The organism is Sphingomonas faeni, assembly GCF_040407495.1.
GTDB lineage: Bacteria > Pseudomonadota > Alphaproteobacteria > Sphingomonadales > Sphingomonadaceae > Sphingomonas > Sphingomonas faeni_D.
Map to the genome: position 1 here is coordinate 431540 of NZ_JAPZPP010000002.1, position 13514 is coordinate 445053.

Annotated in this window: 10 protein-coding genes; 9 read left to right on the forward strand and 1 reads right to left on the reverse strand. The window is 67.4% G+C overall.

Annotated elements, in window-relative coordinates; translation table 11 throughout:
- Nucleotides 1-282 precede the first annotated feature (282 nt).
- From otsB to O6W96_RS06965, 3 genes are read left to right on the forward strand one after another with little or no spacing between them, the layout of a single operon-like run.
- Nucleotides 283-1062: a trehalose-phosphatase gene (otsB, locus tag O6W96_RS06955; RefSeq protein WP_353468871.1), complete on the forward strand. Its 780-nt coding sequence runs from the start codon at nucleotides 283-285 to the stop codon at nucleotides 1060-1062.
- Nucleotides 1059-2855: a glycoside hydrolase family 15 protein gene (locus tag O6W96_RS06960; protein ID WP_353468872.1), complete on the forward strand. Its 1797-nt coding sequence runs from the start codon at nucleotides 1059-1061 to the stop codon at nucleotides 2853-2855. Before otsB ends, O6W96_RS06960 begins: the two co-directional genes overlap by 4 nt.
- Nucleotides 2852-4240 carry an alpha,alpha-trehalose-phosphate synthase (UDP-forming) gene (locus O6W96_RS06965; RefSeq protein WP_353468873.1) on the forward strand — a complete coding sequence of 463 codons (1389 nt, stop codon included), beginning with the start codon at nucleotides 2852-2854 and terminating at the stop codon, nucleotides 4238-4240. Before O6W96_RS06960 ends, O6W96_RS06965 begins: the two co-directional genes overlap by 4 nt.
- A gap of 91 nt (nucleotides 4241-4331) precedes the next feature.
- Here the strand turns inward: O6W96_RS06965 and O6W96_RS06970 are convergent, their stop codons facing one another.
- On the reverse strand, nucleotides 4332-5420 hold the full coding sequence (locus O6W96_RS06970; RefSeq protein ID WP_353468874.1) for a mechanosensitive ion channel family protein: 1089 nt from the start codon (nucleotides 5418-5420) through the stop codon (nucleotides 4332-4334).
- 281 nt (nucleotides 5421-5701) lie between these two features.
- On the opposite strand from O6W96_RS06970, the gene O6W96_RS06975 reads away from it, so the two are divergent.
- From O6W96_RS06975 to O6W96_RS07000, 6 genes are all read left to right on the forward strand, one after another.
- Nucleotides 5702-7372, forward strand: a complete 1671-nt coding sequence (locus O6W96_RS06975; protein ID WP_353468875.1) for an MFS transporter — start codon at nucleotides 5702-5704, stop codon at nucleotides 7370-7372.
- On the forward strand, nucleotides 7369-8529 hold the full coding sequence (locus O6W96_RS06980; RefSeq protein WP_353468876.1) for an HlyD family secretion protein: 1161 nt from the start codon (nucleotides 7369-7371) through the stop codon (nucleotides 8527-8529). The genes O6W96_RS06975 and O6W96_RS06980 overlap by 4 nt, the downstream gene beginning before the upstream one ends.
- 326 nt (nucleotides 8530-8855) lie before the next feature.
- Complete coding sequence (locus tag O6W96_RS06985; RefSeq protein WP_435372206.1) at nucleotides 8856-10223, forward strand: efflux transporter outer membrane subunit; 1368 nt, start codon at nucleotides 8856-8858, stop codon at nucleotides 10221-10223.
- Nucleotides 10224-10312: 89 nt separating this feature from the next.
- Nucleotides 10313-11029 carry an NTP transferase domain-containing protein gene (locus O6W96_RS06990; protein ID WP_353468877.1) on the forward strand — a complete coding sequence of 239 codons (717 nt, stop codon included), beginning with the start codon at nucleotides 10313-10315 and terminating at the stop codon, nucleotides 11027-11029.
- A complete protein-coding gene (locus tag O6W96_RS06995; RefSeq protein ID WP_353468878.1) occupies nucleotides 11026-12156 on the forward strand; it encodes a hypothetical protein in 1131 nt (376 codons plus the stop codon). The genes O6W96_RS06990 and O6W96_RS06995 overlap by 4 nt, the downstream gene beginning before the upstream one ends.
- A gap of 183 nt (nucleotides 12157-12339) precedes the next feature.
- On the forward strand, nucleotides 12340-13464 hold the full coding sequence (locus O6W96_RS07000; RefSeq protein WP_353468879.1) for a CDP-alcohol phosphatidyltransferase family protein: 1125 nt from the start codon (nucleotides 12340-12342) through the stop codon (nucleotides 13462-13464).
- The last annotated feature ends 50 nt before the right edge of the window (nucleotides 13465-13514 follow it).

The following is a 13514-nucleotide window of genomic DNA, read 5'->3' on the forward strand; positions in this document are numbered from 1 at the left end:
CCCGGCCTTCGCCGGGGTGGTGGTGGGGGCGGTGATGTGCGTGGTGAAAATGTGCCACGTCCGAGCGTTCATGCCTGCTTCTCTCTTTCTTGTTCCCCCGCGGAGGCGGGGGGCCAGGGTCGCGGGCGCTGCGCTGCTGGGTCCTGGGCTCCCGCGTTCGCGGGAGAACAGGAAGGGTGGTCGCGCTTGCCGCAGCCACCCCACCCCACCCCAAAAATCGAACCGCACCCGTTCCAATTTTGCAGTGCAGCGGAACGGAGCGGTGGCGCTATGGGTTCAGGGATGATGCTAGCCGAACGCCAGCCCGCGACTGATGTCCTCGCGCCGCCCCTTGCCGTGCCCGACGCCGTCAGCCTGTTCTTCGATTTCGACGGGACGCTCGTCGACCTTGCCGCGACGCCCGATGCGGTCGTCGTCGACCAGATCCTGCTCGATACGCTCGATACGCTCGCCGCGCGTTTCCCCGGTCGGGTCGCGATCATCAGCGGGCGATCGATCGCGCAGCTTGACGCGATGCTCGGGCGGCACGCGCACCTGTTCGCGGTCGCCGGCAGCCACGGGGCCGAGACGCGCACGCCCGACGACGGTCATGTTGCGGCCGAACGCCCTGCCTCGCTTGAAGCCGCCGCCGACGCCTTTCGCCACTTCGCCGACGCCAACGGGCTCGTCTACGAAGCCAAGAGCCTTGGCGCCGGGCTGCATTACCGGATGGCGCCGGACTTCGAGCCCGCCGCGATCCGCCTCGCCGAAGACCTCGCCGTCACCCACGGCCTTACGCTCCAGCGCGGCAAGATGATGGTCGAACTGCGCACCCCCGGCGACAAGGGCGCCGCCCTCCGCAATCTGATCGCCGCGCCGGCGATGGCGGGCAGCGTGCCGTATTTCTTCGGCGACGACGTCACCGACGAGGACGGTTTCGAGGCCGCGCGCGAGCTTGGCGGGGCGGGCGTGCTGATCGGTGAGCAACGGCCTACCGCCGCCACCTACCGCCTGAACGACGTTGCCGCACTTCGCGACTGGATTGCTGCCATATTGGAAACACCCATGTTGGAAACACGATGACCGCACCTACCCAAAAAGCCGACATGAACCTCTGGCCGATCGGCAATTGCCAGGTCTCCGCGCTGATCGACAAGACCGGCACGTTCGTCTGGGGCTGCGTGCCCCGCGTCGATGGCGACCCGGCGTTCTGCGCGCTGCTCGGCGGCGATGCGCCCAAGACCGGGTTCTGGGCGATCGAACTCGAGGGCGGTGCGAAAACCACGCAGGCCTATATCCGCAACACGCCGATCCTGGTGACGCGGCACGAGGACGAGGCCGGCAACGCGGTCGAGGTGATCGATTTCTGCCCGCGCTTCGTGCGCGAAGGGCGGACCTATCGCCCGACCAGCTTCGTCCGGATCGTCAAGCCGGTCGCCGGCTCGCCGCGCATTCGCGTTCGGATGCGGGTCGCAACGAACTGGGGGAAGCCGACCGATCATACGCAGGGCTCGAACCACATCCGCTTCCTGATGGACGACCAGACGCTGCGGCTGACCACCGATGCGCCGGTTGGGCATATCGTCGGCGAGAATTGGTTCCGGCTCGAGCGGCAGATGCATCTGTTCCTCGGCCCCGACGAGAGTTTCGCGGGCGTGCTGCACGAGGCGGCCGAGGCGATGCTGTCGCGGACCAAGGACGAGTGGCGCCACTGGGTGCGCGGGCTGGCGACGCCGGTCGAGTGGCAGGACGTCGTCATCCGCGCGGCGATCACGCTGAAGCTGTGCCAGCACGAGGAGACCGGCGCGATCGTCGCCGCGCTCACCACCTCGATCCCCGAGCATGAGGGGTCGGAGCGCAACTGGGACTATCGCTACTGCTGGATCCGCGATGCCTATTATACCGTGCAGGCGCTGAACCGGCTGGGTGCGCTCGACGTGCTCGAAGGCTATCTCGAATATCTGCGCAACATCGTCGACGCGTCCAAGGGCGGCCATGTCCAGCCGCTCTACGGGGTCGGCGGCGAGGCGACGCTGATCGAGCGGATCGAAAGCGACCTGCCCGGCTATCGCGGCATGGGTCCGGTCCGCGTCGGCAACCAGGCGTACGAGCAGATCCAGCATGATGCGTACGGCCAGATCATCCTGTCCGACGTCCAGGCGTTCTTCGACAAGCGGCTGTTCCGGATGTCGAGCGAGGAGGATTTCAAGAGCCTCGAACTCGTCGGCGACCGTGCTTGGGAGACGTACGACAAGCCCGACGCGGGGCTGTGGGAGCTGCGCACCAAGGCGCACGTCCACACCTATTCGGCGGCGATGTGCTGGGCGGCGTGCGACCGGCTGGCGAACGCGGCGGAGGTGCTCGGGCTCGAGGATCGCCGGACGTTCTGGGAGGAGCGCGCGAACACGATCCGGACGACGATCGAGCAATCGGCGTGGCGCGAGGATACGCAGCGTATCTCGGCGACGTTCGGCGGCGACGATCTCGACGCGAGCCTAATCCAGCTGCTCGACCTGCGCTTCTTCGCGCCCGACGATCCGCGCTTCCAGTCGACGTTGAAGGCGGTCGAGGAGGGTCTGCGGCGTGGCAGCCACATGCTGCGCTATGCGACCGAGGACGATTTCGGCCTGCCGCATACCGCGTTCAACGTCTGCACGTTCTGGCTGATCGAGGCGCTGCACGCGACCGGTCGGACCGCGGACGCGCGCGCGCTGTTCTGCGAGATGGTCGCGCGGCGGACGCCTGCCGGGCTGCTGTCCGAGGATATCGATCCGAATACCGGCGAGCTGTGGGGCAATTATCCGCAAACCTATTCGCTGGTGGGGCTGATCAACTGCGCGGTCCTGCTTAGCAAGCCGTGGAGTGCCGTCCGATGAGCCGCCTCGTCGTCATCTCGAACCGCGTCCAGTCGGTCGATGCGCCTTCGGGTAACCAGGGCGGCCTCGCGGTCGCGTTGCTCGCCGCCTTGCGCGAAAAGGGCGGCGTGTGGTTCGGCTGGTCGGGATCGACCACCGAGACCTTCACCGGGCACATCAATTTCCAGCAGGGCAAGGGCGTCACCACCGCGACGATCGACCTCGAAGAGCAGGATTTCGACGAATATTACAACGGCTATGCGAACCGGACCTTGTGGCCGCTGTTCCATTACCGGATCGACCTGACCGAGTTCGAACGCGATTTCTCCAGCGGCTATGCTCGCGTCAACAAGCGGTTCGCGGAGACGGTGCTGCCGTTGATTGAGCCGGAGGATCTGGTGTGGGTCCACGATTACCACCACGTCCCGCTTGGCCAGGAACTCCGCAAGCTCGGCGTCGAGAACAAGATCGGGTTCTTCCTCCATATCCCGTGGCCGCCGATGGCGATGCTGCTGTCGCTGCCAAGCCACCGCGCGCTGGTCGAATCGATGTTCGCGTACGACGTCATCGGCTTCCAGACGCAGGACTGGCTCGACAGCTTCCTGCACTACGTCACCAGCCAGCTCGACGGCGTGGTCGGCGAGGATGGCTGGGTGACGGTCGGCGACCGCACGATCAAGGCGATCACGACGCCGATCGGGATCGAGACCGCGGACTTCGAGAAGTCGGCGAACAGCGACGCGGCGCGGCATGCCAAGGAGCGGATGTACATGTCGGCGACCGGGCGCAGCCTGATCGTTGGGGTCGACCGGCTCGATTATTCGAAGGGTCTCGCGGAGCGGTTCGCGGGCTACGAGCGGTTCCTCGGATCGCATCCGGATCGGCGTGGGCTGGTCTACATGCTCCAGATCGCGCCGCCCTCGCGCGAGAAGGTCGACACGTACCAGGAGATCCGTGCGAACCTCGATTCGATGTCGGGGCGGATCAACGGCGAGTATTCGGACATCGACTGGACGCCGATCCGCTACGTCAACCAGGGTTTCCCGCGGGATGTTCTGGCCGGGATCTACCGTGCGGCGCGCGTTGGGTTGGTGACGCCGTTGCGCGATGGGATGAACCTCGTCGCGAAGGAATATGTCGCGGCGCAGGATCCCGAGGATCCGGGCGTGCTGGTGCTGTCGCACTTCGCGGGCGCGGCGACGCAGCTGAAGGACGCTGTGCTGGTCAATCCGTACAGTCCCGAGGAAATGTCCGACGCGATCGACCGGGCGCTGAAGATGCCGCTGGCCGAGCGCAAGGTGCGGTGGGAGAAGCTGATCGACAACGTGCGGAAAGAGGACGTGATGTGGTGGTGCGAGCTGTTCATCACTGCACTCGAGGCAGTGCCGGAGCACGTCGAGGCTTAGGACCGTTCCCAGACCCACTCCGTCAGCCTGACGAAAGTCAGGACCCAGGGTCACGAGCGCTATCGTTTTTGGCTCTGGGTCCTGACTTTCGTTAGGATGACGGGACGTGTGTGGAAAGGTCAGGCGCCATCAGCAGGCGGTTGCGTGGAATAGCCTCAGGCATTTCCTCGCGGATATACTTTAGCAACGCTTCCCGCACGTCGCAGCGAAGATCGAATGCGATCGCCGCGTCCTTCGCGGTCATCAGCCCGCGCAATTCAATGCAGTCGGTCTTCACGTCGGTCACCTGGAGGTTGTAGAACCTCTTGTCCCAGCGCGGGTTCGACGTGACGATCTCGCCTAGTTTCTCGCGCAACCTCGGCACGTCCGCCGACGGATCGAGATACCAGAACACCGACCCCATCAACTGGCTGGTCTCGCGCGTCCAGTTTTGGAAGCTCTGTTCGAGGAACTTCGACACCGGCACGACGAGGCGGCGTTCGTCCCAGATCTTGATGACCACGAACGTGAGGTTGATCTGCTCGACGCGCCCCCATTCGCCGTCGACGATCAGCACGTCGTCGATCCGGATCGGCTCGGTGAACGCCATCTGGACGCCGGCGATGAGGTTCTTCAGCGCCGGCTGAGCAGCCGCACCGACGACGAGGCCGGCGATACCCGCCGACGCCATCAGCGTGACGCCAATCGAGCGGATGCCGGGGACGCTCAGCAGCATCAGGCAGACGCTGATGAAGACGATGAAGAACGTCCCGATCCGCCCAAGGATCGCCGCGCGGGTGCGTTTCCGCCTGGCGCGCAGATTGTCCTCGACCGAGATGTCGGCGCGGATCTCGATGACGTCCTGGAACGCGCGCAACGCAGCGACGGCGAGCCAGCCGAGCAACCCGGGGACGAGGAAGCCGAGCAGCTGTTTCCACAGATCCTCGATGTCGTTGTCCATCGGCAGGATACGTGAGACGAACGCCACGGCGACCGAGACGAACACTGCGCGGAGCGGCCGGCGCACGCGGGCGAGGACGAGGCCGTCGGTCTTGGCGGTCGAGCGGCGCTGGGCGTGGCCGCCGATCCGCATCGTCAGCCAATGCGCGATTAGCGCGACGAGGACGGCTGCCGAGACGACGGCGACGCTCTCCAGCCAGACCCATTCGGGGGGTATGTGGAGCGATCTGAACATGCGCATTGAGGCGCAACGGTTGGAGGAAGCGGGATGTTCCGCTGCAGTGCAGCATCTGTCGGCGGGGGAATTTGGGACGGCCACCTTTAAAGAAGGCCACCGCCCCGGCGGAGGCCGGGGCCCAGTTGGAAAGGTGACAGTAACGACGGGCCGTCCGCAGTTAATCCCGTCCCCCAACTGGGCCCCGGCCTTCGCCGGGGTGGTGCGCGCTTTCGAATTCCGGTTGCGCATGACTACCACTGTTAGCCGATGACGCCCCGCCCCGATCATGCCAGAACAACCCAACCATGATCGCCCAGAGAATCAGACACTTCCTGAGCGAAGAGGACTGGCAGTTCGCCGAACACGAACGCCCCGTCCTCCCTGGCTCCCCCGGTTCGCCACTCCACCCGAGGCACCGCCAGATCGCCTACGCGCTGATCGGCATACTCCTCGGCCTGACGGTAGGCTTCGGCAACGCGCTGATCAGCGCCAACACCTACACGCTGCAAGGCGCGCTCGGGCTCGATCCGGCGGAGATCGCGTGGCTGCCGACGGTCTACGTCATGACCAACGTCAGCATAAACCTGTTGATGATCAAGTTCCGCGCGCAGTTCGGCCTGCGCCCGTTCGCGATGATCTTCCTGATCCTCTACGTGCTGATCACGCTCGCGCATCTGTTCGTACACGGCTTCTGGACTGCCATCGCCGTCCGCGCGATCAGCGGGATGGTGGGCGCGGCGTTGAGCAGCCTGTGCCTCTATTACGTGATGCAGTCGCTCCCCGCGAAATGGCGGTTGAAGGCGGTCGTGCTCGGCATCGGCATCCCGCAATGCGCGACGCCGCTCGCGCGCCTCTTCTCGCCGGACCTGCTGGCGATGTCTCAGTGGCGGACCTTGTACCTGTTCGAACTCGGGCTTGCTCTGCTGTCGCTCGCCGCGGTCGCTGCCCTCCGCCTACCGCCGACGACGCGAAGCAAGGCGTTCGAGCCGCTCGACTTCCTGACGTTCGTGTTGTTTGCCGGCTCGACCGCGCTGTTCGCCGCCGTACTGGGGCTCGGCCGGATCGTGTGGTGGACCAACGCGCCGTGGATCGGCTGGGCGCTGATCGTCGCGATCCCGATGTTCGCCGCCGCGATCGTCGTCGAGCATCACCGCGCCAACCCGCTGCTCAACACCCGCTGGCTCGGCAGCGCCGACATCGTCCGCTTCACGATCGTCATCGTCATGGCGCGGATCGTGCTGTCGGAGCAGACCTATGCGTCGGTCGGGCTGCTCACCGTGCTCGGCCAGAACAACGACCAGCTCGTACCGTTCTTCCTGATCATCTTCGTCGCATCGGTCGCGGGCGTGATCGCGAGCGCGGTGACCTTGGATGTCGAGCGCCTCGGCCACCCGATCATGCTGGCGATCGGCCTGGTCGCGGTGGCGGCGTGGTTCGATTCCTACGCGACCAGCCTGACGCGCGCGCCGCAGATGTACGTGACGCAGGCGATCATCGGCTTCTCCGCGACGTTCTTCCTCGGGCCCGCTTTGCTGTTCGGCATGACCCGCGCGCTGAAGGAAGGCGCAGGCCACATCATCAGCTTCATCGCGCTGTTCGGGATCATCAATTCGCTCGGCGGGCTCGGCGGCACCGCGTTGCTCGGCAGCTATCAGGTGATCCGCGAGAAGGCGAACAGCGTCGCGCTGGTCCAGCAGATCTCGCCGACCGACCCGATCGTGACGCAGCGCATCGCCGCGGGTGGCGCCGCGGTCAGCCGGGTGATCGTCGATCCGACCCTGCGCAATGCCGAGGGCGCCGCGATCCTCTCGCAAACCACGACGCGCGAGGCGAACGTGCTTGCGTATGACGACGTCTTCCGGTTGATCGCGGTGCTTGCTGGCGGCACGTTCGGATATCTGCTGTTCCTGCTGGCGAGACGCGCGCGACGCGAACGACGGGCGCGGCTTGAGGGCCCGGTTGAGAGGACGACATGAGCGACGCACGCAGCCCGGTGGCCGAGGGGCCGGCGACCGAAGAGAAGCAGGCGGAGGTGGCCGCTGCACCGGCCGCCCCGGTCACGCCGGTCGGCTCCGGCTGGCGACCGCAACCGCCCAGCCGGAACGTCATCGTCATCATTGCTTTGCTCGCGATCGCCGGCGTGTGCGCAGTGCTGGCGGCATGGCGCCTGCCCCCGTTCGCGACGAGCTATCAGTCGACCGACAACGCGTATGTGCGCGGGCGGACGACGGTGATCAGCCCGCAGGTCAACGGCTATGTGACGCAGGTGCTGGTGCGCGACTTCGCCGATGTGAAGCAGGGCGATCCGCTGGTGAAGATCGACGACCGCATCTATCGCCAGCGCGTTGACCAGGCTCAGGCGCAGGTCGATGCGCAGGCCGCGACGCTCGCCAACAGCCGACAGACGGCCGCCAGCCGCGAGGCGACGTTCGCGGCGCAGGACGCCGCGGTCGCCAATGCCGAGGCGCAACTGATGCGCGCGCAGGCCGATATGGCGCGCGTCAACGACCTCGTGACCGACGGCTCAGTGTCCCTGCGCGAGCGCGACCAGACGCTGGCGGCGTTGCGCCAGGCGCAGGCGCAGGTCCGGCAAGCCAAGGCCGCGCGGGAGATTGCCCGGCAGGATATCCGTACGGTCGAGGTCGGGCGTGGCGGGCAGCAGGCGGGCGTCTCGGGCGCGGAGGCGGCACGACAGCTTGCCCGGATCGACCTCGCCAACACCGTGATCCGCGCGCCGGAAAAGGGGCGGTTGAGCGAGGTCGGCGTACGGCTCGGGCAGTATGTGACGGCCGGGTCGCAGCTGATGTTCCTGGTGCCGCCGGAAACCTGGGTGATCGCGAACTTCAAGGAAGCGCAGACCGCGCGGATGGCGGTTGGGCAGCCGGCGTCGTTCACGGTCGACGGGTTGGCGAACGAACGGCTGACCGGGCGGGTCGAGCGGATCTCGCCGGCGGCGGGGTCGGAGTTCGCGGTGCTGAAGGCGGATAATGCGACGGGGAACTTCACCAAGGTTCCGCAGCGGATCGCGGTGCGGATTCGGGTGGCTGGGGGGCAGCCGCTGAGCGTACGGTTGCGACCGGGGATGTCGGTGCAGGCGCGTGTGGATACCGCCGGTGGGCCGGGGGTTCGGTGATGCGACCGAAATTGCACGTCCCCCCCACCCTTTGTTCTCCCGCGAAGGCGGGAGCCCAGACTGGGTCCCCGCCTTCGCGGGGAAACATTGCTTGCTCAGGGTTTGGATCGGGTGACGCGACAGAGGGGGAAACTCAAAAAGCCGTCACCCAGACGCACGCCACCACCCCGGCGAAGGCCGGGGCCCAGTTGGGGGACGGCTGTAACAGAGCGCAGTCCGCCGTTACTTCGACCTTTCCGACTGGGCCCCGGCCTTCGCCGGGGTGGCGTAGCGTTGCGGGGTGGCATCGCGCATCAAGATGGCGCCGCAATAAGAGCATAGGCGCCCTGACCCTGGCCCTCCTCGCCACCGCCTGCATCGGCCCCCGCCCCGAGGCCCCAGCGACCACCGCGGTAACCCCGCCCCCCGCATGGCGCACCGCGCTCGGCCCCGGGGCACCGATCCGTGCGGACTGGTGGAGCGCGTTCGGCGACCCCGTCCTCACCGATCTCGTCGCCCGCGCGCTCGCCAACAGCCCCGACCTCGGCTCGGCCGCCGCGCGCATCGACGAAGCCCGCGCCGCCGCACGTCTTGCCCGCGCGCAGCAGACGCCGCTCGTCAGCGGCTCGGCACCCGGCACCACCGGCCAGACCGTCAGCCCGCTCGGCACGCCCTCCGACGCGATCGGCGCGCAGCCGGGGGTGGCGATCAGCTACGACCTCGACCTGTTCGGCCGCCTCCGCCTCGCGAGCCAAGCCGCCCGTGCGCAGTTACTCGCCAGCGAAGCCGCGCGCGACACGGTGAGGCTCGGCATCGCGAGCAGCGTCGCGACCGGCTACATCACGCTACGTGCACTCGACCTCCGCCTCGCCGTCGCGCGCCAGACGCTCGCGGCGCGCGCGGAGGGCTTGCGCATCGCCCGTCGCCGCGCCGAGACCGGTTACACCTCGAACCTCGAACTGCGCCAGGCGGAGGCGGAATACCACGCCACCGAACAGCTCGTCCCCGCCGCGCAGCTCGCGATCAGCCGGCAGGAGAACGCGCTCAGCCTGCTGCTTGGCGACACCCCCGGCCCTATCGCGCGCGGCCGCACGCTGGACCAGCTCGCCGCTCCGGCGATCCCAGACGGCCTCCCCGCCGACCTGCTCCGCCGCCGCCCCGATCTGTACCAGGCCGAGCAGACGCTGGTCGCCACCGATCGCTCGCTCGATAGCGCGCGCGCGGCGATGCTGCCCAACCTCGCGCTGACCGGTTCTGCGGGCGTGGTATTGTCGTCCGCGCTAGCCAACCCGATCGCAGTGTTCTCGATCGGCGCGAGCGTGCTCAGCCCGATCTTCGACGGCGGGCGTCTGGGCGCCCAAGCCGACGCCGCCACCGCGCGTCGCGACCAAGCCGCGTTCACCTATCGCCGCACCGCGCTCCAGGCATTCCGCGAAGTCGACGACAGCCTCGCCGGGGTTCAGCGGTCCGGCCAGCAGGCCGTCGCGCTTGCCGGCCAGCGCGATGCGCTCGCGGGCGCGCTCCGCAATGCGTCGAACCGATATCGCGCGGGTTATTCGGCGTATATCGACCAGCTCGATGCGCAACGCGGGCTGCTGACCGCGGAACTGTCGTTGGTGCAGGCGCGCGCGGATCGGCTGACCGCGTATGTCACGCTGTACCAGGCAATGGGCGGCGGCTGGTCGCGGGAGGATGCGGCAGCGGTGCAGCGATAGTATTCCCCACGAAGGCGGGAGAAGACGAAGCAGAAGGCCGCTCGATCGATGCATTTTCCTGCCACACTTCGCCCGTACAGCCGGACCCCATGAAGGCCATCATCCTTGCCGCGGGTCACGGATCGCGGCTGCTGCCGTTGACGCTCACCACGCCGAAATGCCTGGTCGAAGTCGGCGGTCGTGCGATCCTCGACCATCAGCTCGACGCGGTCGCTGCGGCGGGATTTGCCGGCGCGGTGATCGTCGGTGGCTACCGGATCGACCAGATTGACGCGCATCTGAACGCACGCGATGGCGGCCTGCCGACCGAACTCGTCTTCAACCCGTTCTGGGCGACCGCCAACAGCATCGGCAGCGTCTGGGCGGCGCGCGGCTATCTCGAAGCGCCGTTCGCTTTGATGAACGGCGACACGGTGTTCGAACCGACGATCCTCCGCACCGCGCTCGCCGGCGACGCGGGCGGCGTATCGCTGCTGGTCGAGCCGCTGACCGATGCCGGGCTCGACGACATGCTCGTGGAGGCTGACGGCGACCGCGTGATCGCCGTCGGCAAGCACCTCGTCGGTCATGAGGCGACGGATCGATCGCTGGGGCTGATCGTGTCGCACGGCGGCGCTGCCTATGCCGAGGCTTTGCGCAAGGTGATCGGCGAGGAAAACGGCATTCACGCCTATCACCACGCGGTCGTCGCGCGCGTCGCACAGGGGCCGGGCGTGCGCGCGGTCCGCATCCCGCCGAACGTGCACTGGCAGGAGATCGACCGGCCCGAGGACATCGCGCTCTGGGAACGCGATCACCGGCCATGACCGCCCCGCGCCCGAAGGGAAAGGTTGCGTTCCTGTTCCTCGGCGAGACGCTGCTGATCCCGCATCTCTATCCAATAGTCGAGGCGCTCGCTGCGACGTCGGACGTGCCGATCGAGCTTTGGGTGAGCACGTCGGTGCACGAGACGTTGCTGACGCGGTGGACGGCGCCCTTCCCGACCGTTCGCATTCGCCGCGCGCCGGGGTTTCGCGTCGTTGCGGACGATGGCAGTGGCCGAAATCCGGTGCTGCCGGCGAAGATGCCGATGCTGCTGCGACTCCTGCCGTATCTTCGCAGCGCGAGCATCGTGGTGTGTGCCGAGCAGACGAGCCTGTGGCTGCCGCGGCTGTTTCCGATGCGCGCGAAGTTCGTGAAGACCTCGCACGGGGTTGGCTCGATGAGTGCGCGCGACGATCCGCGGCGGCGGGCGGCGGCGTTGACTCTGGTGCCGAGTGAGCTTGAACGGCAGACCTATCTCGACCGCGGGTTCGCGCCCGAGCGGTTCGTCGCGACGGGCTATGTGAAGGCCGACTTCACGCACCGGACGCACGCCGCGCCGCCGTTCGCGGATACGCGGCCGGTCGTCCTGTATACGCCGCATTGGCAGCAGCATCGCTCGTCGTGGTGGCGCTGGGGGGCGGAGGTGGTGCGGCGGATCGTCGCGGACGGGCGCTACAATCTGATCTTCGCGCCGCACCAGCGACTGGTCGAGCGCGCGCCCGAGGTGGCGGACTTGATGCGCGAGATCGGGGACTTGCCACATGTGCATTGCGACATCGACGGGTTCGCGATGGTCGACGGGAGCTACACCGGCGTCGCAGACGTGTATTTGGGCGATACGTCGAGCCAGGTGATCGAGTTCCTGATGCGCCCACGGCCTTGCGTGTTCCTCAATGCGGGGGGTGCCGTCTGGGAGGGCGATCTGAATTACGCGATGTGGGTTTGCGGCGAGGTGGTTGGCGACGTTGCGGATGTCGTGGCGGCAGTGGATCGCTCGGCGCTGCGGCATGCGGAGTATGCAGCGGTTCAGGCGGAGTTTGCTGAGCGGTCGCTCGGGGCTGTCGAAGGTGGCGCGGCGAGAGCTGCGGGGGAGATCGTTCGGGTATTGGAGGGCACGCCGGTCCGCTAAAACTCCACCACCCCGGCGAAGGCCGGGGCCCAATTGGGGGACGTTGCCAACGAAGGACCGCGCGAGGTTACGCCGGTCATTCCAATTGGGCCCCGGCCTTCGCCGGGGTGGCGGCTCTGGGGGAGTGTCCTTCACTTACCACCCCCTCTCGCTTTCACGACCAGATCGGGTAACGGGTGCGGCATGGTAGATTCGACAGCCCCCACGCCAGCGCTCCGGACCGTCCGGGCGAACGACACGCTGCTCTGGGGCATGACCAATGCCGAGCGGATCCGGCGGATAGGCGTCGCGCAAGGGTTGCCGGCCGATGGCGACGGCGACACCGGCCCGGTGATCCTCGCCAACCTCGCCTACGCGTTCGACCCGATGTGGATCGCGTATCTGAAGACGCGGCCCGGCACCGTCGTGACCCGCACCGGCGTCCCCGTACTCGCGCATGTCCGGGGTGCCGACGAGCGCGCGCGGATGACCGCGGCGATGCTCGGCGAGGCACCGCTGGTGCCCGGGCTGACCGTGATCGCCGCCGAGGCCGAGGAAGGCATCTTCAACGAGGCGTTGCGCAAGCGCGAACGCCCGTTCGCCGAACTGCTGACCCCCGCGGCTGTGCCGGCGATCGAGCGCGCGAGCTATGTCGGCGCGTACAAGGGCGTCACCGACCTGCTGACCAAGTATCTGTGGCCGGAATGGGCGCTGGCGATCACGCGGGTCTGCGCGCGCGCCGGGATCACGCCGAACCAGGTGACCGCGCTCGGCTCGGTGCTGTGTATCGTCGCGACCGTGGCGTTCTGGTATGGCTGGTTCTGGACCGGGCTGGCTACAGGTCTGTTCTTCATGGTGCTCGATACCGTCGACGGGAAGCTGGCGCGGTGCACGATCACTTCGTCGAAGCTCGGCAATGCGTGGGACCACGGGGTGGACCTAGTGCACCCGCCCTTCTGGTGGTGGGCCTGGGCGGCGGGGTGCGCGCCGTACGGGCGGCCGCTCGAGGACGGCGTGTTCTGGGCGGTGATCGGGACGATGCTGTTCGGCTATGTCGCGCAGCGCTTGATCGAGGGGGCGTTCATCGTCCGGTTCGGAATGCACATCCACGTGTGGGAGCGGTTTGACAGCTGGTTCCGGCTGATCACCGCGAGACGCAATCCGAACATGGTGATCCTGTTCGCGGGGCTGCTGGTGACGCGGCCGGACTGGGGGATCATCGGGGTCGCCGCGTGGACCGCGATCTCGCTGGTGGTGCATCTGGTGCGGCTGGTGCAGGCGATGGTGCGCAAGGCCAAGGGTGAGACGCTGACGAGTTGGCTGGCTTGAGCGCATTGTCGTCATCCTGACGAAAGTCAGGACCCAGGGTGACAAAGGTG

Bases quoted from the DNA above. Each gene is read 5' to 3' on its own strand.
- otsB (WP_353468871.1), top strand. From the start codon at position 283: ATGATGCTAGCCGAACGCCAGCCCGCGACTGATGTCCTCGCGCCGCCC.
- O6W96_RS06960 (WP_353468872.1), top strand. From the start codon at position 1,059: ATGACCGCACCTACCCAAAAAGCCGACATGAACCTCTGGCCGATCGGC.
- O6W96_RS06965 (WP_353468873.1), top strand. From the start codon at position 2,852: ATGAGCCGCCTCGTCGTCATCTCGAACCGCGTCCAGTCGGTCGATGCG.
- O6W96_RS06970 (WP_353468874.1), bottom strand. From the start codon at position 5,420: ATGCGCATGTTCAGATCGCTCCACATACCCCCCGAATGGGTCTGGCTG.
- O6W96_RS06975 (WP_353468875.1), top strand. From the start codon at position 5,702: ATGATCGCCCAGAGAATCAGACACTTCCTGAGCGAAGAGGACTGGCAG.
- O6W96_RS06980 (WP_353468876.1), top strand. From the start codon at position 7,369: ATGAGCGACGCACGCAGCCCGGTGGCCGAGGGGCCGGCGACCGAAGAG.
- O6W96_RS06990 (WP_353468877.1), top strand. From the start codon at position 10,313: ATGAAGGCCATCATCCTTGCCGCGGGTCACGGATCGCGGCTGCTGCCG.
- O6W96_RS06995 (WP_353468878.1), top strand. From the start codon at position 11,026: ATGACCGCCCCGCGCCCGAAGGGAAAGGTTGCGTTCCTGTTCCTCGGC.
- O6W96_RS07000 (WP_353468879.1), top strand. From the start codon at position 12,340: ATGGTAGATTCGACAGCCCCCACGCCAGCGCTCCGGACCGTCCGGGCG.